The 17526-nt window shown below is 44.7% G+C and carries 19 protein-coding genes; 8 read left to right on the forward strand and 11 right to left on the reverse strand.

The features are described from left to right. Nucleotides 1–101 precede the first annotated feature (101 nt). The 5 genes from ACLHG7_RS12665 to ACLHG7_RS12685 all read left to right on the forward strand — a co-directional run bounded on the left by ACLHG7_RS12665 (nucleotide 102) and on the right by ACLHG7_RS12685 (nucleotide 4338). Nucleotides 102–704: a peroxiredoxin gene (locus ACLHG7_RS12665; RefSeq protein WP_410211365.1), complete on the forward strand. Its 603-nt coding sequence runs from the start codon at nucleotides 102–104 to the stop codon at nucleotides 702–704. Nucleotides 705–952: 248 nt separating this feature from the next. Beyond that, a complete protein-coding gene (locus ACLHG7_RS12670) occupies nucleotides 953–1579 on the forward strand; it encodes a superoxide dismutase (RefSeq protein ID WP_410211366.1) in 627 nt (208 codons plus the stop codon). 116 nt (nucleotides 1580–1695) lie between these two features. Continuing rightward, the gene (gene greB, locus ACLHG7_RS12675) at nucleotides 1696–2181 is read left to right on the forward strand and encodes a transcription elongation factor GreB (protein WP_410211367.1); all 486 of its coding nucleotides are present in this window, start codon (nucleotides 1696–1698) and stop codon (nucleotides 2179–2181) included. 229 nt (nucleotides 2182–2410) lie between these two features. Beyond that, nucleotides 2411–3619, forward strand: a complete 1209-nt coding sequence (locus ACLHG7_RS12680) for a transglycosylase SLT domain-containing protein (protein ID WP_410211368.1) — start codon at nucleotides 2411–2413, stop codon at nucleotides 3617–3619. A 230-nt stretch (nucleotides 3620–3849) separates the two neighbouring features. After that, nucleotides 3850–4338 carry a hypothetical protein gene (locus tag ACLHG7_RS12685; protein WP_410211369.1) on the forward strand — a complete coding sequence of 163 codons (489 nt, stop codon included), beginning with the start codon at nucleotides 3850–3852 and terminating at the stop codon, nucleotides 4336–4338. Nucleotides 4339–4411: 73 nt separating this feature from the next. Here the strand turns inward: ACLHG7_RS12685 and ACLHG7_RS12690 are convergent, their stop codons facing one another. Together ACLHG7_RS12690 and ACLHG7_RS12695 are read right to left on the reverse strand one after the other, a co-directional pair. Then, on the reverse strand, nucleotides 4412–5287 hold the full coding sequence (locus ACLHG7_RS12690; RefSeq protein ID WP_410211370.1) for a Kdo hydroxylase family protein: 876 nt from the start codon (nucleotides 5285–5287) through the stop codon (nucleotides 4412–4414). A gap of 121 nt (nucleotides 5288–5408) precedes the next feature. Further along, nucleotides 5409–5930, reverse strand: coding sequence for an N-acetyltransferase family protein (locus ACLHG7_RS12695; protein ID WP_410211371.1), 522 nt, complete (start codon nucleotides 5928–5930; stop codon nucleotides 5409–5411). Nucleotides 5931–6089: 159 nt separating this feature from the next. Between ACLHG7_RS12695 and ACLHG7_RS12700 the strand changes: the two genes are divergently transcribed. Then, nucleotides 6090–6770: an alpha/beta hydrolase gene (locus ACLHG7_RS12700; protein WP_410211372.1), complete on the forward strand. Its 681-nt coding sequence runs from the start codon at nucleotides 6090–6092 to the stop codon at nucleotides 6768–6770. Between the two features lie 27 nt (nucleotides 6771–6797). On the opposite strand, the gene ACLHG7_RS12705 is transcribed toward ACLHG7_RS12700, so the two are convergent. From ACLHG7_RS12705 to ACLHG7_RS12720, 4 genes are all read right to left on the reverse strand, one after another. Next, a complete protein-coding gene (locus ACLHG7_RS12705) occupies nucleotides 6798–7760 on the reverse strand; it encodes an alpha/beta hydrolase (protein WP_410211373.1) in 963 nt (320 codons plus the stop codon). 78 nt (nucleotides 7761–7838) lie between these two features. Next, nucleotides 7839–8615, reverse strand: a complete 777-nt coding sequence (locus ACLHG7_RS12710; protein ID WP_410211620.1) for a BON domain-containing protein — start codon at nucleotides 8613–8615, stop codon at nucleotides 7839–7841. A 338-nt stretch (nucleotides 8616–8953) separates the two neighbouring features. Beyond that, complete coding sequence (locus tag ACLHG7_RS12715; protein WP_410211374.1) at nucleotides 8954–9358, reverse strand: YraN family protein; 405 nt, start codon at nucleotides 9356–9358, stop codon at nucleotides 8954–8956. 61 nt (nucleotides 9359–9419) lie between these two features. Continuing rightward, complete coding sequence (locus ACLHG7_RS12720) at nucleotides 9420–10355, reverse strand: penicillin-binding protein activator (protein WP_410211375.1); 936 nt, start codon at nucleotides 10353–10355, stop codon at nucleotides 9420–9422. A 164-nt stretch (nucleotides 10356–10519) separates the two neighbouring features. On the opposite strand from ACLHG7_RS12720, the gene rsmI reads away from it, so the two are divergent. Next, nucleotides 10520–11359, forward strand: a complete 840-nt coding sequence (rsmI, locus tag ACLHG7_RS12725; RefSeq protein WP_410211376.1) for a 16S rRNA (cytidine(1402)-2'-O)-methyltransferase — start codon at nucleotides 10520–10522, stop codon at nucleotides 11357–11359. A gap of 89 nt (nucleotides 11360–11448) precedes the next feature. Here rsmI and ACLHG7_RS12730 read toward each other — a convergent pair whose 3' ends face one another. The 5 genes from ACLHG7_RS12730 to ACLHG7_RS12750 form a co-directional block, all read right to left on the reverse strand. Further along, entirely contained in the window at nucleotides 11449–11757 is a 309-nt protein-coding gene (locus tag ACLHG7_RS12730; RefSeq protein WP_114898557.1) for a hypothetical protein, read from the reverse strand. Nucleotides 11758–11961: 204 nt separating this feature from the next. Beyond that, on the reverse strand, nucleotides 11962–13248 hold the full coding sequence (locus tag ACLHG7_RS12735) for an FAD-dependent monooxygenase (RefSeq protein WP_410211377.1): 1287 nt from the start codon (nucleotides 13246–13248) through the stop codon (nucleotides 11962–11964). Next, complete coding sequence (locus tag ACLHG7_RS12740) at nucleotides 13245–14429, reverse strand: FAD-dependent monooxygenase (protein ID WP_410211621.1); 1185 nt, start codon at nucleotides 14427–14429, stop codon at nucleotides 13245–13247. The genes ACLHG7_RS12735 and ACLHG7_RS12740 overlap by 4 nt, the downstream gene beginning before the upstream one ends. Before the next feature lie 180 nt (nucleotides 14430–14609). Next, nucleotides 14610–15980: an aminopeptidase P N-terminal domain-containing protein gene (locus ACLHG7_RS12745; RefSeq protein WP_410211622.1), complete on the reverse strand. Its 1371-nt coding sequence runs from the start codon at nucleotides 15978–15980 to the stop codon at nucleotides 14610–14612. A 101-nt stretch (nucleotides 15981–16081) separates the two neighbouring features. Beyond that, nucleotides 16082–16756: a UPF0149 family protein gene (locus ACLHG7_RS12750; protein ID WP_410211378.1), complete on the reverse strand. Its 675-nt coding sequence runs from the start codon at nucleotides 16754–16756 to the stop codon at nucleotides 16082–16084. 200 nt (nucleotides 16757–16956) lie between these two features. Between ACLHG7_RS12750 and ACLHG7_RS12755 the strand changes: the two genes are divergently transcribed. After that, complete coding sequence (locus ACLHG7_RS12755) at nucleotides 16957–17466, forward strand: hypothetical protein (protein ID WP_410211379.1); 510 nt, start codon at nucleotides 16957–16959, stop codon at nucleotides 17464–17466. Nucleotides 17467–17526 lie beyond the last annotated feature (60 nt).

The following is a 17526-nucleotide window of genomic DNA, read 5'->3' on the forward strand; positions in this document are numbered from 1 at the left end:
GGGCGCATTAAAGCGCTCTTGGTCTGTCTAAACGGCATCCAATGGCAAGCATTAATGCATCGAATCACTTTTCATCAACCTGTCCCTTATAGGAATTTATCATGGCAGTTTTAGTTGGCAAACCAGCCCCAGATTTTACCGTTGCAGCCGTACTTGGTACTGGCGAGATCGTTGATACATTTAATTTCGCTGAAGCAACCAAAGACAAATATGCTCTCGTATTTTTCTACCCTCTCGACTTCACTTTTGTATGTCCTTCAGAACTGATTGCACTTGATCATAAAATCCCTGAATTCAAAGCTCGTGGTGTAGAAGTCGTTGGTGTTTCAATTGACTCACAATTCACCCACAACGCATGGCGTAATACCCCTGTTGATCAAGGTGGTATTGGTCCAGTGAAATACACTTTGGCAGCAGATACCAAACACGAAATTGCACAAGCCTATGATGTTGAATCCGCTGGTGGTGTTGCATTCCGCGGTGCATTCATCATCGACAAAAACGGTATCGTTCGCTCACAAATCGTCAATGACTTGCCACTCGGCCGTAGCATGGACGAAATCCTGCGTATCGTTGATGCACTGCAATTCACTGAAGAAAACGGCGAAGTTTGCCCAGCAAACTGGAAAAAAGGCGATGCAGGCATGACCGCATCTCCAGAAGGTGTTGCCGCTTACTTAGGCGCAAATGCTGACAAACTATAATTCAACAATGTATATCGTCAGCTCGTTATAAGATCGAACGATATGCATTACAGAACAGCTCAGAACATGTTCTGAGCTGTTTAAGTTATAATGATTTTAATAAATAGTGTGAATAAATAATTTAAGTACTTGAAATAAGTCAAGTAGTTGATTCTCTCAAGTGCTTAAACTGTTTATCAAGATACTGCTTATCAAGAAACAACAGCCAATAGATTCTATTGAATCACAGCCAATTTAAGGAAAGCATCATGTCAGAGATTACTCTACCAGCGCTACCATACGCCAAAGACGCACTTGTCCCTTATATCAGTGCAGAAACACTCGAATTTCATCATGGCAAACATCACCAAACCTACGTCACCAACCTGAATAACCTGATCAAAGATACTGATCTGGCAGGTAAATCGCTTGAAGAAATCATCCTGATCTCTGCAAAAGACGCAAGCAAAGCTGGTGTATTCAACAACGCTGCTCAAATCTGGAACCACACCTTCTATTGGAACAGCATCACGCCAAATGGCGGTGGTGAACCAACTGGCCCTATCGCTGCTAAAATCACTGAAGCGTTTGGTAGCTATGAAAAATTCAAAGAAGAGTTCAAGCAAGCTGCACTGACTCAATTTGGTTCTGGCTGGGCTTGGCTTGTTGCCGACCAAGTAAATGGCGCACTATCAATTGTTAAAACTGCAAATGCCGATACACCATTGGCACACGGTAAAGTTGCTGTATTGACTGTAGACGTATGGGAACATGCTTACTACATCGACTATCGCAATCGCCGTCCTGACTACGTGACCACATTCCTAGACAAATTGGTCAACTGGGAATACGCAAACGCGAAATTGGCAGGTCAGCCTGCTGGTATCGAAAAGTAATTTAGATAGTAAATATAGCAATCATTTTTTATGATCGCTGACCACTTTAAAATACTTTGAATGACAGGCTGCTTCGGTAGCCTGTTTTTTATGCGGATAAAAGAACTGGAATGAACATGCGTGCACCCTATATCACCCCGGAAGGATACAAACGCTTAAGTGATGAACTGGACTTTTTATTTCGGGTTCGACGTCCAGAAGTCACCCGCGCCGTCAGCGAAGCTGCTGCGATGGGCGATCGCTCAGAAAATGCGGAGTATATCTACGGCAAAAAAATGCTCCGTGAAATTGATCGCCGTATTCGCTTTTTGCAAAAGCGTTTGCCAGACTTAAAAGTCATCGATCGGCTACCCGATAACCCGACAAAAATCTACTTTGGCGCGTCTGTAGAACTCGAAAATGATGAAGGGGAAATCATCAATATTCGCATTGTTGGTTCAGATGAATTTGATCCTGAACAACATTGGATCAGCATTGAATCGCCTCTAGCACGCGCTTTAATTGGAAAAAAAGTCGATGAAGGTGTAAATATTTTGTTACCAGACAATAGTCGCGTTAATTATTACATATTAAATTTTAGATACGAATTATCAGTTATTTAAAAATACTAAAAAGAAAAATAATTGTAAATTTTTAGAAACAATTTAATAAATTTCGCATAAAAAACATACCGTTTATCCAAAAAAGCATGACAAACGACCTCTGAATCTGCATACTGCCCCCCACTTAAATACCGTCACTTGTGACGCTATGCGATGCCGAACCGAGCCATACCGTGCACGATGCACTTTTTTTTAGCATCGTTCCGATACCTGACTGCTGGAGACACCCATGCGCCCCATTTCCGATTGGTTAGCCTTAAGGCCTGCCTTTTTTTCTTTAAACAACGATTCGACTCATAACCCTAAGAACCGTTTAAACCTAGAACAAACAGAGACCACACACTCTTACTCCTTCTCTAAAAAAGCCGCTTTTAATACCCTCAAAAAACCCGTATTGGTCAGCAGTTTAATTATTGCAGGATTATCACTGCAAGGTTTTGGTGAAGCGACACAACTTGATCAAGTAATCGAAAGCCAAAAACTACGCGTAGTCAGCGTTGCTGGTGATACTACTTTTTTTAGCCATGACAGCTTTCTACATGGTTTTGGCTATGAAATGTCACGTGAATTCGCCCGTGACCTCAATGTCAAATTTGAATTTAAACAAGTTGCAACTACAGCCGCAGCCTTAGACCTGATCAAAAAAGGGAAAGCGGATATTGCGCTTACAACCGCCACAACGTCTCAGTTGCAAAGTAAATCATTAACCGCAGTTGACCTCACCTGCGGAAACACAAAAGTATTGACGACCCAGGGCTTAGATCCTGCTTTGAATTGGGCGTTCCGTGATGGTCTTGATCCATTAGTCGGAAGTAGCCATGGTTTTGTATGTGAGCAACGTCAAGTCGGTAGCACAAAGCAACTCGCTGCTTTTTATAGCCGTACGATGATGAATGACCAAGTTGAAAGAACTGCATTTGCAGAAGCCCTTTCAACACGATTGCCACTACTGAAAGCATCCTTTCAAATGAATGCTAAACAGCAAAAGATTGACTGGCAGCTTTTAGCTGCAGTAAGTTATCAAGAATCACATCTGGTCCCTACTGCGATCTCCCCGACTGGCGTTACAGGTCTGATGATGTTGACCCAAGGTACTGCCATGCAGATGGGCGTTAAAAATCGTCGAGATCCTGTTGAAAGTATCAAAGGCGGAGCACAATATCTTAAGTTGATGCAGGATCAATATACCGATGTCCCGAATCCTGATCGAGTATGGTTTTCACTTGCTGCCTATAATATGGGCACAGGCACTTTAGAACGTGTACGTACCATGCTCAAAAAGGCAGGAAAAAATCCAAATAACTGGGCAGATGTCTTTCAATACCTGGCGGACAACAAAGCTAAAAATGCTCAGTATGGACAATGCATGCACTATGTCACTCGCATTCGTGGTTACTTAGAAGCCATTAAGCAAGATCGCAATCTGACGAAAATTTAATACCTCTCGCTTGGTTTAAAATCCATCAGACATAAGAAACGCTCAATGAGATCTACTCATTGAGCGTTTCTTAATGAGGTCGCCATTTGTCGTGCCTACAGACGCTATGTCTTATTTATATAGAATCAGCATCTTCTTACTCCTAGACTGTCATCATTAAATAAAAAACAATGGCAGCTTTCTTCTGCCCATTTATTTTTGATTTTTTGGAATTGAAGAGGAGATAGACGATGAAACGTTTATTAAAAATCATGACTGCAGGCCTGCTCGCAGCCCCTATTCTAGCAACCGCCTATGTGGGTGTATCTGTCAATGTCGGACAGCCCGGCTTCTATGGTCAGATTAATCTCGGTGATGCGCCCCCTCCACAGCTCATCTATACGCAACCCATGTGGATAGAACGACGCCCTGTTGAACTTGAGCCTATCTATTTACATGTACCTTATGATCACGCTAGACGTTGGCGTTATTATTGTGGTCGCTATGATGCCTGCGGTAGACCCGTTTATTTCGTGCGCGATAATTGGTACAACACGGTCTATGTTCCGCACTACCGCGAAAGACATTATCGTGATGTTGGATACCGTAATGATTATCGGGGCTATCGTCATGAAGAGCGCCGTGGCGACTGGGATCGGCATGGCGATGGTCGTGGCTGGGAACATGATCGAGGAGAACATGGTCATGGCGAGCATGAAGGGCATGGTCACGATCATTAAGGCGTGATCTAAAATTTAGCTGTATTACATACAAAAAAAGGTTGCCCGCCCTCGGCAACCTTTTTTATTCACCTTACAGTAAGGGCTGCTGCTTCATCCGCTCTAAAATACGCTGCGGGGCCTGGCTCTCATCATTCATGGCATGTACAGGCAGATAAAAGGTTTGTTCAAAGACATATTGCCCTGCCATTGCTGCATGAGAAACATGATCTGTGAATACGATCCAGGTACTGCCTGCTGGAAAATCATACGCTAGATGCTCGACAGTCGCTTGATAGTCTAGATCCGCTTTCATACCATCATGCATCCGCAGCATGTAATGATCATAATCACTGCGACGACTTTTGGTCAGTCCCACTGAATTTAAAAAACCACTAACCCCCCAAGTAGGGCTGGCAATATGAGGTAAGAACCGCTGAGCAACTTTCTCAAAAGACTCTCCCAATCGCCATGAGCGCGGTTTACCATGCGGATTGACATTGGTAAAAATCCTTAAGATGCGCTTATCTTGTACAGGCGTTGCAGGAAAACTATCGACATGGAGGCGTGTATCATCTTTGCGCCATGAAGTCGTACGCCCCGCTATCTCCAGAGGACGATAACTGGTCCGAGACTGAATCAAGTCTTGTTGATACTCAGGAAACAGATGATCCATGAGCTCTCTAGCAAACGTTGCATAGCGCTGCATCATTTTTTGCAATAAAACGGCAGCCTCCTCATTCACAATACTGCCCTGCACTTTACCGGTCTTGGGATCAAAGCTCACGTTTTTGCTTTTGCCTATAATAGACGGAGATAAGAACTGGTTTTCCTCTTCACTCAAAGCAAAGTGGAGTTGCGGCAGAATCAAAACGTCACCCTGTTCAAGTGAGCGTACAGCTTGCTCAGTCAATTCTTGAGGGAAAGTTTGATTCCAATCGGTAATCGGTAGCTCAAAGACAGCACTCATAGCCCACACTCTAATTCGTTTTATTGCCCCCCGTGATTGTAGCAAAGAATCATGGGAGAGGATGTTGAGAGGAACTCAAATCAGATTTTACTCTATGAAAACTGCACATTCATAGCATTTTTTAGCCATCAAGCGGCAGCAATGGTGTCGGTAAAATTAACTGATAAAAGCCTAAATCTAACCAGCGGCCAAATTTAAACGCGGCTTGCTGTATCGTTCCCGAATGTTTAAAGCCGAGCTTCTCATGTAAAGCAATACTGGCGTGATTGGCAATATCAATCCCGCCGATCATGACATGGAGCTGCTGTTCTGTCGCACAGTCAATGAGTTGATTGAGCAGTATCTTGCCCAATCCTTTCCCTCGATGATCTTGATGAATATATATCGCATGCTCGACTGTATACTTATATGCGGCCCAAACACGGAAGGTGCCATAGCTGGCAAAGCCCATTAATTGCCCGTTTTCATCAATAAGACCAATGACCGGAAAGGCCCCCGCTTGTTTAACCCGAAACCACTCTTGCATCACTTCAAGTGTTCTTGGCTTGTAATCATATAATGCCGTTGAATTAGCAATGGCTTCATTAAAAATATTAAGAATAGCCGTTGCATGTAACTCATAAGTACAACTGACAAACTGCATGATTCACAAACCTCATCGCAAACAAAAAGAATCATTGCCAAACATCAAATGTGTCTTGGATATAACTAAAATAGAACAACACACATTCGATCTGTTTTAGAAACGGCAACTTATCGTATAGTATAAGCCGCTTTATATCATTTATCAGGATAAAACATCATGCCTGCAGCAAAACCACCCATCGAAATCGAAACCGCCACCAATCCCACATTGTCGGTCATATGGCTCCATGGTTTAGGTGCAGATGGAAATGATTTTGTGCCCATAATCCCAGAACTGGGGTTATCTAAAGATACCGCCATTCGCTTTATTTTTCCGAATGCGCCAGTTATCCCGGTCAGTATCAATGGCGGTTACCGGATGCCTGCCTGGTATGATATTTTGACATTAGATAGTAATAGCCGTGTTATCGATGAAGCAGGCATTATTGCAAGCAGAAACGTGGTTCGCGCCTTAATCACACAAGAAAATGCGCGCGGTATTCCCAGTGAACGTATCGTGATTGCAGGTTTTTCTCAAGGCGGCGCCATTGCCTACACGACTGGGTTAACACACCCTCTGAAACTGGCAGGAATTATTGCACTCTCAACCTATATTCCTTCAGCGACATTGATCAAAACAGAATTTGATGCTGCGAATCAAAATACACCTATTTTTGCAGCACATGGACGTCAAGACGATGTGGTGAGTTTAAGTATGGGTGAAAGCGCACGTGATAGTGTTCAAGCGTTAGGCTGCCCAATCACTTGGCATACCTATCACATGGCCCACTCAGTCAATTTAGAAGAAATTAAAGCCATTGGGAAATGGCTTGTTAAACGTGTTAACGAAAGAAATTAATGTTCATCATAGCGCTAGAACAGAAAATCATGCAGACTTTTTCTGTTCTAGCGCATCCGCCTCAAGCCGCTCGGCAATATAATTCAGTACCAATTCACGTGTTTTTCCAAGCCAACGCGTTGGTTTAGCCATGGCGACAATCATGGTCATATGATTGACTTTTGGAATAACCACTGACTTGACTGGAACTTTGGCGCGCTCAAGGGCGCGCTTCATTTTCAGCATATTTTTGATACCGACCAGATTATCATTTTCTGCAACCATCAAATAATGTGGCGGTGCATCTGGACGTACATGTCGATCCGGCATGACTCCCTCAGGATGCAAATGCGCAGGGAATGCAATCTTGCTCTGGTATTGACGATAATCAAATGAATAAGGACCCGCTAAACCAATCACGGCCCTAACGGCACTGTTTGGCACCTGACTATTGCGCCAGAAGCGCACATCATCCACAGCAACGACGGCATTAAAAGCACCGGCAGAATGCCCCATAATGAATAGCTTATTCGGATCACCGCCATATTCGGCAATACGCTGATAGACCCAAGCAATCGCACTAACTGAATCATTGATAAAATCAGGATAGATATTTTTAGGTGCTAATCGATAGTCAATCACGACCGTTAGATAGCCTGCTTGAGCAAGACTACGGCCAATAAAACCATGACCTTCTTTTTCACCATGCTGCCATGAACCCCCATGAATAAAAACGACTACTGGCAAACCATTTTCAGCATGAATCGTGAGATCCGCAGGAAGGTTTGTGGGTTGATAAACATCTAAGAATTGGCGCTGATGCGTCCCGTACGGGATTTTTTTATAGATTTTCAACCCTTGCATCGAGGATAACGCCGTTAATACCTTAGCAGGTGAATAGCTGAATATACCAACTACCACACCACCTAAGGTTCCTACGATCGCAGCTTTCTTAAATCCAGACAACCCTGATAATTTCGACAACTGAGGCAAGCGTAGCGATTTATTCATGATTTAACCAAAATAACTCAAAAAGAATGGTTCCATTTTACAAACACGACCGCACTATACTCAATAATCACCAAGCCATTATTGGGATTGTGAATTGGGTAGACTCGTCGCACTAAAATTGGTTGAACTATTGGCAATCAATGGCTGTGTCGAAGCCATCGGGTCTATCGCCACAGGTGTCGTCACCGTATCACTGTTCATACTGGTGTTGCTCATGGCAGTCGCATTCGTCAGCGGTTTATTCTCTACTGGTGTAGAAGGCTGCAAAGTAGGCGCGACTTCTGGCAACACATCAATCAGTGAAACGATCTTAGCGATGCTGGATGTACGCTGTAAAGTATCTATGAGCCAATCAATATCACTCTTGGGTAGCTTGCCCATCAAATAAACCACATTATTTTCAGTAATGACTTTAACCCGTGAGTCTTTAAAACCTTTCAACAGCAAAAAGTTTTTACGTACAGTTGCCGTGGTAATACCATCTTGAACAATCTGGGCATAACCAATTTCATCGCCAACCGTTAAATAATTTTGTACGGCTTTAACATCACTCATCGCTTTCAAATTGTCTTCTGCAACTTGTTTGAGATGAGCATCTGGCACTTGCCCCATCAGCAGAGCAACACTATGAAAACTAGTGATATTCACACGAGATTGTTTAAAGCGTGAATCCAGTTTGTACATGTTGATACTTGCAGTACGTTCGATTGAATTATCAAGTAACACTTGGCTAAAAGAACGATCACTCGACTCTATCCCGACAGGCTGGGTTCCTGTATTCGCAGCGATAAAAGAACTACACCCTGTAAGTAGCAGTGTTGAAGACAACACGGATACGGTCGTCACTTTAGAGATGCTCGTTGCCGTTGCAAAACTGGTGGTCTTTAAAAGCGCATTGGTTTTTGCAAACATGTTCTTCCAAACAAGCGCTATACGTTTGCTTTTTTCAGCTTTTTGATCTTTGGAAAGCCGTTTAAATCTTTGCATTATCGCCTCTTTATTTTTTAGATCAATTTGACTTAAAACCGAATCATTTAAACCCTGCATATCTCGCCTCAACACCCACCAATCCTTCTTTAGCTCTCAAGTCTAACAAAATAGTCACTCGCAAAATGAGTTGATTGTGTTAAATCCAACGGAAAGTTTTGAGAACCTCATTACATATGTGGAGATCCAGTATCTATTGCTCATCGCTACACTGCGTAAAAAGCACCTTCTAGCCAATCGATCTTAAGCTCAGGCATCGCAGAATCCTGAAGTGCTGGATTTCCTTCAATAGTGACGACATCAAACCGGCAATCATAGGACTCATATTGAGAAAAGCGTTGTAAAAACAATGCAGCTGTTTTGCTGATCTTACGTTGCTTGGCAAAGGTCACACTCTCTGCCGCACTACCAAATCGACTGGGTCGTCTTAATCGCACTTCGACAAAAATGAGCAATTTATCTTTTGTCATGACGAGATCAATTTCACCCACTTTGCCATGAAAGTTTTGAACAACGAGTGTAAACCCTTGCGTTTTTAAAAATGCTAAAGCACGCTCCTCGGCATATTGCCCAGCAGTATGTGTAGGGCTCGTAGAACGTCCAACGGTCATTGCGCACTCAAGAGAAATTGGGCTTTCTTTCGTATCATTTAAAAATCCTTTTTAATGCCTCTTACTTTGGAACCAGCCCGCCAGAGGTCGCCTGAAAGCAAATTGGCACGCGATTGATATCCTGATTATTCAAGGTCATTAACCCTGTCCGTCCCGAAAACTTTGCACTGAGTGCATGGTCACGGATGAGTAAAGCAATTTGCCACGCATCCGCACCAAACGCACGCAGTCGCTGTACATTACTCGGAGCCGGCTGAGCTTTATTTAATGCATTGAGTTCTGGCCAATCCGCTTTTAAGAGTGCTGGAGTATCGCAGAACTGTAAACCTGTCTGAACTGGGAGCCTGCGATCAAAAGCAAAAGCCGGGATATAAACACGCTCCTTGGGTAGCTTCTGCTGACTCACCCATTGCGCATCCCCAAGTATGAGTAAGCCTTGATTCGAAGGTAAATTTGTCGGTATCGCTTTGATGTCTATAGTCTTCAGTTTTCCTGACTTGAGTAAAGCCTCTTTAAATCGCTGCCCACTGGTAAACTTAGGCTCAGTAACAATTGAAAGCTGAGTGACTCCATCACCTTGTATAGCTTTAAGCAAAGTAATAGCATCTTCATCCGGTGCAAGAGCAAATTGCCAAACATTACGTTGACTTTGGGGAACTTGGTTCAGTGCCAGCACAGGGACTTTAGGCGAGAGGTTGACCAGCTCTCCCACCTGCTCGCGCGCTAAGGGACCTATCACCAGCTCTGTATCCGATTTAATTTCTTTAGCCAATAAAATATCCATCGGCTGATCACTGCTGTCAACAAAACGCAGCGTTGGGCGCTGTGTTCCGGCATAATAGGCGGCGGACAATCCATCTTTAACACTCTGTGCTGCGGGTGCTAAGACACCGCGTTCAGGCAGTAGTACCAAAACTTCGGCATGAACCAAAGGTATGCCACTCAGCATGGGTATAATCAGGCTAGAACACAGTTTCTGTGATAAGGTTTTACGCATCACTGCCCACTCCTGCTATCGATTGTCCAAATATATTCATTTTTAGTTGAAGTAATTTTACGCCGTTCATGCATGACATTGTTGTGAACTTTAATCCGATACGATGCTTTAATTATAGTTTAATACTAATCAAAACATCACGTTAAACATGGAACATATCTCTTATGGCTGGAACTCTCTATGTCGTTGCCACGCCAATCGGCAATTTTGATGACTTTTCACGTCGCTCAGAACAAACACTTAAAGCATGCCAAATCATCGCGGCTGAAGATACACGGCATTCAGGTCACCTACTCTCTGCTTATAGCATTAATACCCCGACTACAGCATGTCACGACCACAATGAAGGACAAAAAGTTCCTGAACTGATCGCAAGACTTCAACAAGGCGATCATGTGTCCCTCATCAGTGATGCAGGTACACCGCTTATCAGTGATCCAGGATTTCGCCTGGTTCGTGCCGCTCATGAGGCTGGCATCAAAGTCGTACCAGTTCCAGGCGCATGTGCAGCCATTGCCGCACTCTCAGCTTCGGGCTTACCCAGCGATCGTTTTAGCTTTGAGGGTTTTCTTCCTGCAAAAACGCATGCTCGTAAACAAACGCTCGAAGGACTCAAAAAAGATACACGTACCCTGATATTTTACGAAGCGCCGCATCGGATCCTTGATAGTTTGTCAGATTTTGTGGAAGTTTTTGGTATCAATCGTGATGCTTGTTTAGCGCGTGAAATCACAAAAACCTTTGAAACAATTAAAAAATCGACACTCGGAGAGCTTTTAGCTTTTGTACAAAATGATAACAATCAACAGCGCGGCGAAATCGTTTTGGTCATCGGAGGATTTGATGCGGAACAAGAGGTTGAAAATACAGAGGTCACAGACAAATTATTAAAACGATTATTACAGGACTTGCCTGTCAAGGCAGCGGCTCAGCTTGCAGCTGAACTCACGGGACTTAAGAAAAATGAACTCTACCAGCGTGCGTTATCTTTGAAAGATCAATAAGCGAAAAATACGTCTCTATCAACTTTTGCTTAAACTACTGCAACGTCATCATGCGCGTTGCAGTCCATTAATCTTGCCTAATGACAGTATTAGTCGCGAATACTTTCGTCAGCAGGCACTTCTTGAATACGCCCACCTTGAGCCAGAAAACGCTCAAGTTCTTCCGCTAATCTCTGGCGCTCATCGCGCTTTGCACTTGGCGATAAGCTTTCTGCTTGTGCAACATCATCAGGTGCTGGGCGTCCTTCACCGTCGCCTTTGCTGGCCCCTGCAGCGGCATCTACATCGCCATCGTCCGATGCAACGACAGCATCGACATCATCAATACCATCATCATCCGCAGTCTCATCTGACGGATCAACACCTTCATAATCATCGCTATATTCAGTACTGCTCATCTACATCTCCTTTTACGTCTTACCTAACGCTTTTCACAACGACTCAACTTCCACGCTTTATATCATATCTCAATGCCATATAGCACCGATTTTAAAACGTCTTATTGATGGTTTTACTTTATCAAGCCGTATGACTAAGTGCTAGTCTTGTCTATAATTTGAAACAGTGTTATTAGAGGGAGCAAGCCCCGTTTTAAGAAGCCGTTATGAGCGCATCTGATAACGCGTTCCTTGCACGGCTCCACGCCCACTGGCCTGCGCACCAATCACATGTCGGAGGTGGTCTAATTTGGCGACCGCATGCATCCCCTCTCCGCGCAGCCACATCATCCATTGTTGATCTGAACTTTGTAGCCAACCCAGTAATGACAGGCCATGCATCATAATACTATTGGGCAATTTACGTGCCCGCTCATAGCGCTTGAGCGTCTGACGATGAGCCCATAATCCTCGATCACGATCATGCAGTAATGCATCCACCAGAACAGCAGCATCCAAACACCCAAGATTAACACCTTGTCCCGCCATCGGATGAACGACATGCGCAGCATCACCCACCAGAACCAAACCCTCTACGGTATATTGCTTAGCTTGCTGAGCTTTCAAAGGGAAAATTCCGCGAGATTCAATCGTATCAATTTGACCTAACATATAGCCGCTGGCATGGGCTAATTCTGCACGTAAAGTCACATCATCCAGTGTCATCATATCCTGCGCCACAATTGCGGGCAGAGTCCAGACAACGGATTGCCAGCAGTCATGTTCAGATTCAGCCTGATTTGGTAAATTCGCTAAGGGCAAAAATGCCAAAGGGCCGGTCGGTAAGAAAACTTGACGCGCAATGCCATCGTTAGGCTTTTCCGTTCTAATCGCGCAGGTTACGGCCATCTGCTTGTAATCAAGTAGCTCGGTTTGAATTCCGGCAAATTGACGAACCACGGAGCCTGCACCATCCGCCCCAATGACTAAGGGTGTCTGATATTGCGTCCCATCAGCAAGGGTAACTTTCCATGTCTGACTCAAACGCTCTAAAGACTGCAAACGTGTTGATTGTAAATAACTGGATCCAAGCCGCTCTTGCAAAACCTCTTGTAAGGCTAATGACAAAACACCGGGCTCAACCATACTGCCGAGTAAAGGCTGAGTATCGTTAAAGAGCAAGTCGCCATGGTGCTGATCCGCACTGCCGAAATTAAGAATGCCTCGACCATCCCGCGACCAAACCTGCATGCCTTGATAAGGCGCATGACGTTGCACACGATCCCAAACTTTGGCGCGGGATAAAAGACTTAAACTGGCGGGACTGAGTGCCCATACTCGCGCATCTCTTTTTGCCAATAAATCTTGCGCACGATCAGTCTCTGTCAGTGCAGGTGCCGCATCAATGACCAAAGGCTTGACACCGCCCTCTGCCAATAGCAATGCACAAAGACCTCCGACCAATCCACCACCAACAATGACAACATCTACAGTATGGGGAGCAGTCGTCATACCTTAAGCCCCATCGCATAGTTTGCAACCAATTGCTTTGCGCCTGGAATTACATCAAAAGCGACGAGGCCTGTGTTCCGCGCTAGTCTAAGCAGTGGATTACGATTGCTAAACCCACGGACTATTGAATCACAAAATCGAATGACGCGTTTTTGATCCGTTAAACGGGACTGCTCATAAGCTTTTAATACCGAGGCTTCCCCTAAATCACGCCCCGCTTGCGCCTGATGAGACAATGTTTGCGTCAGCACCTGGGCATCACGTATACATAAATTAAAGCCCTGACCTGCAACTGGGTGTAAGGTATGCGCAGCATTTCCCATCAACACCACACGCCCCACTACCTGACGATCGGCCAGGACTTGCGATAAAGGATAGGCAAAGCGTTTTCCAGTTTTCTCAAAACGACCCGCGCGACTGGCAAATGCCGCTTGTAGTGCATCTAAAAAATGCTGGTCGTTTTCGCTGCCTAGCCATGCTTGTTCACTGCCTTTAGGCACGGTCCACACGATGGCACGGCGGTTTAGCCCGCAAAGCGGTAATAAAGCCAGTGGACCTTGTGGCGCAAAACGCTCAAAGGCCTGCTGCTCATGAGGCAAACTGGTTTGAACCGTTGTGACTAAAGCGACTTGTTCATAATCATGCTCATTGACACCTACACCTAAAGCTTGGCGACAGAAAGAATCACGCCCATCAGCGGCAATAAGCGCTGGCGTTTTGACACTAAAGACTTCGCTCTCGCCAGCACTATTTACTTTCGTAGCTTGAATCGTTGCAAACTGATCATCTTGGGTTAAATGTGTAACGTTTACACCATCAATAAGGGTAATGAGCGAGCTAGCACGGACTTGCGCCAATAAAACACGCCCTAGCCATGCATTCTCAATCACTTGACCAAAGCTTTCTAAACCCTCTTGATCAGCACTCAATCGAGCCTTACCAAAACTGCCCTGTTCACTGATATGAATCTGAAAAATTGGGGTCGCAAACTCTTGGAGTTCACGCCATAAGCCCAAATCGGTAAAAATTTGTACAGTACGACGGGATAGCGCCGTATTTCTCGCATCGAAACTCGAATAATACGGCGTATCATTAAAATGCTCAGGATAACGCACTGCTTCCAAAATTGTTACAGGTAACCCTTTCTGAGCCAACATTAACGCTAAAGTTAGCCCCACCATTCCTCCACCAACAATCAACAGAGGAACTTTTAAAAGCGGCAAACCCACCGCCGAACTTCCCAAACTATCATTTGCAGAATCACTCAAAAAATCACTTACGTGAACCATCAGGCTGTCCTTATTATATGAATATCATGATCGACCAAAACGAAATCACTCAAGTGATTCTTGTTTATCTGCTTATGATTTTTGCATAAGCGATTCAATTTCTGCAATCGCTTTAGGGACATCCCGTGTCAGAACATCAGGACCACTTTCGGTGACCAAAATATCATCTTCTATACGAATACCGATACCACGCCAGCGCGCTTCCACAGTCTCATCATCAATAGCAACATAGAGACCTGGCTCAACGGTTAACACCATACCAGCTTGTAGCGGACGCCAGTCATCACCTGCTTTATATGAACCCACATCATGTACATCCATTCCCAGCCAATGGCCGGTACCATGCATATAAAAACGGCGATGTGCGCCTGCTTTGATGAGTGCAGCGACATCTGGCAACTCTTCGCTCAATGAGAGCAATCCTAGCTGTACCAAACCTGTCGTGAGCACTTCTACAGCAACACGATCATAGTCTTTACATGGTAAACCTACTCTTACGGCGTCAATAGCTGCTAACTGCGCATCCAAAACCAATTGATACAGGGCTTTTTGTTCTGGCGAAAACACACCATTTACAGGGAAAGTCCGCGTAATATCCGCAGCATAATGATCTAGTTCCGCACCTGCATCAATCAACACCAGCTCACCGTCTTTTAAGGGTGCATTGTTCTCTACATAATGAAGAATACAAGCATTCACACCGCCGCCCACAATACTGTTATAAGCAGTCTGGCATCCGTTTTTACCAAATTCATAGAGTAGCTCTGCTTCAAGCGCATACTCCATCATCTCAGGACGAACCGTTTGCATTGCACGAACGTGGGCATGCGCACTAATTTCTGCGACGCGACGCATGGTCTGTACTTCATGCTCATCTTTAATCAAACGCATCTCATCAAGAATTGAATCGAGTTGAATGATTTCAATCGGCACTGATCCGCCTTGACGCTGTTTAGACACTGCATTTTTTAACCAGCCACTGACCTTCAAGTCAAATGCACTGTCGTTGCCCAAACGGACATATAAGCGTTTTTTGCCTGCAAGTAGCTTTGTCATCCATACATCGAGCTCATCAATCACATACGCGACATCAGCACCGTAATGATTTACAGCACCGGCGGTTCCCGCACGTAATCCATCCCAAATCTCACGTTCACGGTTGCGCTCACGACAAAATAAGCCATAAGAAACATCTTGATCATCAATCGTCTGAGGATGCTGGATGAAAGCCAAAGCTTCGGGTTCTGCAAAACCAGTCAAATAATAAAAGCTACTGTCTGCACGGAAACGAAAATCTGCATCGCGGTTCCGAAGATGAACTTCACTGGTCGAAATCAGCGCAATCGAATCTGGTGTCATCTGCGCAAGTAACTTGGCACGACGTTCAGCATAAACAGGAAGTATTGCAGCTTTTTCGGCAGATGCAGGAATAGCCGTTGTCATTTGATTCATTTAAAAACAGTCCACCATAATTTGATTAAAAAGTATGACTGACGTGATGAATAAAGCCGGTGCTTAAATCATCACGTCAATCTGCCGATGGATTAGGAAGGTCGTGCTGGATTAAAGTGTTCAACTATGGGTGTATCACTGCCTTCGGCATGATCATGATCCGAATGATCAGCGTCAACATGATCCAGAGCATCACCCTGGGCATCAACTAAAGGTTTACCCGTCAGCAGTGACGTACTGGCTACCGTAGAACGCTCACGTCCTAGCGCCAAACTCACGGGAATCAAGCGGACAAACTCCACCAAATCGGTATAGCTTTCCTCACCTTCTTCATCATCATCTTCGTCGCTATACAACAGCCCAGCAACATCGCTCAGGCTATGCAAAATCTCTGCCTCATCCTTACGAATGCGGCCACCTGTTAACCCAAAGCCTAATAAAACACCACTACACCAATTGGCCAATGCTTCCACACGCTCAATCAAAGGATGATCGTCGTCGGGTAATAGCGGAGCATAGTCCAATGTGTCATCCAGCAATGCCGCGGCAGTATCTTCCGCTTCTTCGGTCAGTAAGCGTAGGGCATCTTCTGGCAACGGCTCAAAGCCGATACGGGCCAAAATTGCCTGCCACTCATCAGACGTCGGAGGCTGAGTCACCACCACGATACCAGTTAATAAACCATGTAACTCACTGGGACCTGACAAATCAGGCACTTTGGAGAAACGACCATCCCACTCTGTCCATCCGGACTCATCATCATGCATTGCATTACCCTTATCGATACCAAATTGGCATTTGTCACAAAAATCATTATGAAAACAAACCAGTCTTTACCAATCAGCAAAAAGATAGACTCGATTAGGTGCAATTTTGACTAAAAACAACCTATATGAAGCTACCTAGTTGACCCAGCTACTCTCTGCCTACTATATTAGCGTCCAACGCAATATAGTGCGACCAAATCATGTTAGCAGAACTCCAACGTCTACAAATACTCATTAAAACGTTAACGCAGCAGTTACAAGACAAACGTCTTGAAAATATACAACTTCAGGCTCAACTTGCTACGCCAGTCGTTAACCCTGAAGAACAACAAGCTCGGCTTGCATTGCAACACCAGCTCGAACTCTTGCAGGTTGAACATGCACAGGGCGTTAAAGACCAAGAAACGCTTTCAGAGCGACTGGTGGAGCTTGGGCGGAGCCATCAGGACCTCCAGAGTAATCATGAGGGGCTGAAAGCGACTCACACTCAGCATCAAGTCGAACAGAATCAGCTACGCAGCGAAATTCAGCAGTTGAAACAGACGCTTGAAAATGAACGCGCCGACTTTACCCAGATCAAAGCTCAACTTGAAGCAGAGCGCGATGGCTTAGTCCGTAAAAATGAATTTGCAAAGCAAAAAGTAGAAGCGATTATTCACCGATTATCAATGCTGGGTCAGTCGACATCAACTGCAGATACTGCCAATTAATATCCTTTTATTCAGCGGAAAACCCCGCATGATGGACAGGAAAAGTAACGAAGGAAAAAG

Origin of the sequence: Aquirhabdus sp. (assembly GCF_046462495.1) — a bacterium.
In the GTDB taxonomy this organism is placed as follows: domain Bacteria; phylum Pseudomonadota; class Gammaproteobacteria; order Pseudomonadales; family Moraxellaceae; genus Aquirhabdus.

Bases quoted from the DNA above. Each gene is read 5' to 3' on its own strand.
- ACLHG7_RS12665 (WP_410211365.1), top strand. From the start codon at position 102: ATGGCAGTTTTAGTTGGCAAACCAGCCCCAGATTTTACCGTTGCAGCC.
- ACLHG7_RS12670 (WP_410211366.1), top strand. From the start codon at position 953: ATGTCAGAGATTACTCTACCAGCGCTACCATACGCCAAAGACGCACTT.
- greB (WP_410211367.1), top strand. From the start codon at position 1,696: ATGCGTGCACCCTATATCACCCCGGAAGGATACAAACGCTTAAGTGAT.
- ACLHG7_RS12680 (WP_410211368.1), top strand. From the start codon at position 2,411: ATGCGCCCCATTTCCGATTGGTTAGCCTTAAGGCCTGCCTTTTTTTCT.
- ACLHG7_RS12685 (WP_410211369.1), top strand. From the start codon at position 3,850: ATGAAACGTTTATTAAAAATCATGACTGCAGGCCTGCTCGCAGCCCCT.
- ACLHG7_RS12690 (WP_410211370.1), bottom strand. From the start codon at position 5,287: ATGAGTGCTGTCTTTGAGCTACCGATTACCGATTGGAATCAAACTTTC.
- ACLHG7_RS12695 (WP_410211371.1), bottom strand. From the start codon at position 5,930: ATGCAGTTTGTCAGTTGTACTTATGAGTTACATGCAACGGCTATTCTT.
- ACLHG7_RS12700 (WP_410211372.1), top strand. From the start codon at position 6,090: ATGCCTGCAGCAAAACCACCCATCGAAATCGAAACCGCCACCAATCCC.
- ACLHG7_RS12705 (WP_410211373.1), bottom strand. From the start codon at position 7,760: ATGAATAAATCGCTACGCTTGCCTCAGTTGTCGAAATTATCAGGGTTG.
- ACLHG7_RS12715 (WP_410211374.1), bottom strand. From the start codon at position 9,358: ATGACCGTTGGACGTTCTACGAGCCCTACACATACTGCTGGGCAATAT.
- ACLHG7_RS12720 (WP_410211375.1), bottom strand. From the start codon at position 10,355: ATGCGTAAAACCTTATCACAGAAACTGTGTTCTAGCCTGATTATACCC.
- rsmI (WP_410211376.1), top strand. From the start codon at position 10,520: ATGGCTGGAACTCTCTATGTCGTTGCCACGCCAATCGGCAATTTTGAT.
- ACLHG7_RS12730 (WP_114898557.1), bottom strand. From the start codon at position 11,757: ATGAGCAGTACTGAATATAGCGATGATTATGAAGGTGTTGATCCGTCA.
- ACLHG7_RS12735 (WP_410211377.1), bottom strand. From the start codon at position 13,248: ATGACGACTGCTCCCCATACTGTAGATGTTGTCATTGTTGGTGGTGGA.
- ACLHG7_RS12740 (WP_410211621.1), bottom strand. From the start codon at position 14,429: ATGGTGGGGCTAACTTTAGCGTTAATGTTGGCTCAGAAAGGGTTACCT.
- ACLHG7_RS12745 (WP_410211622.1), bottom strand. From the start codon at position 15,980: ATGACAACGGCTATTCCTGCATCTGCCGAAAAAGCTGCAATACTTCCT.
- ACLHG7_RS12750 (WP_410211378.1), bottom strand. From the start codon at position 16,756: ATGCATGATGATGAGTCCGGATGGACAGAGTGGGATGGTCGTTTCTCC.
- ACLHG7_RS12755 (WP_410211379.1), top strand. From the start codon at position 16,957: ATGTTAGCAGAACTCCAACGTCTACAAATACTCATTAAAACGTTAACG.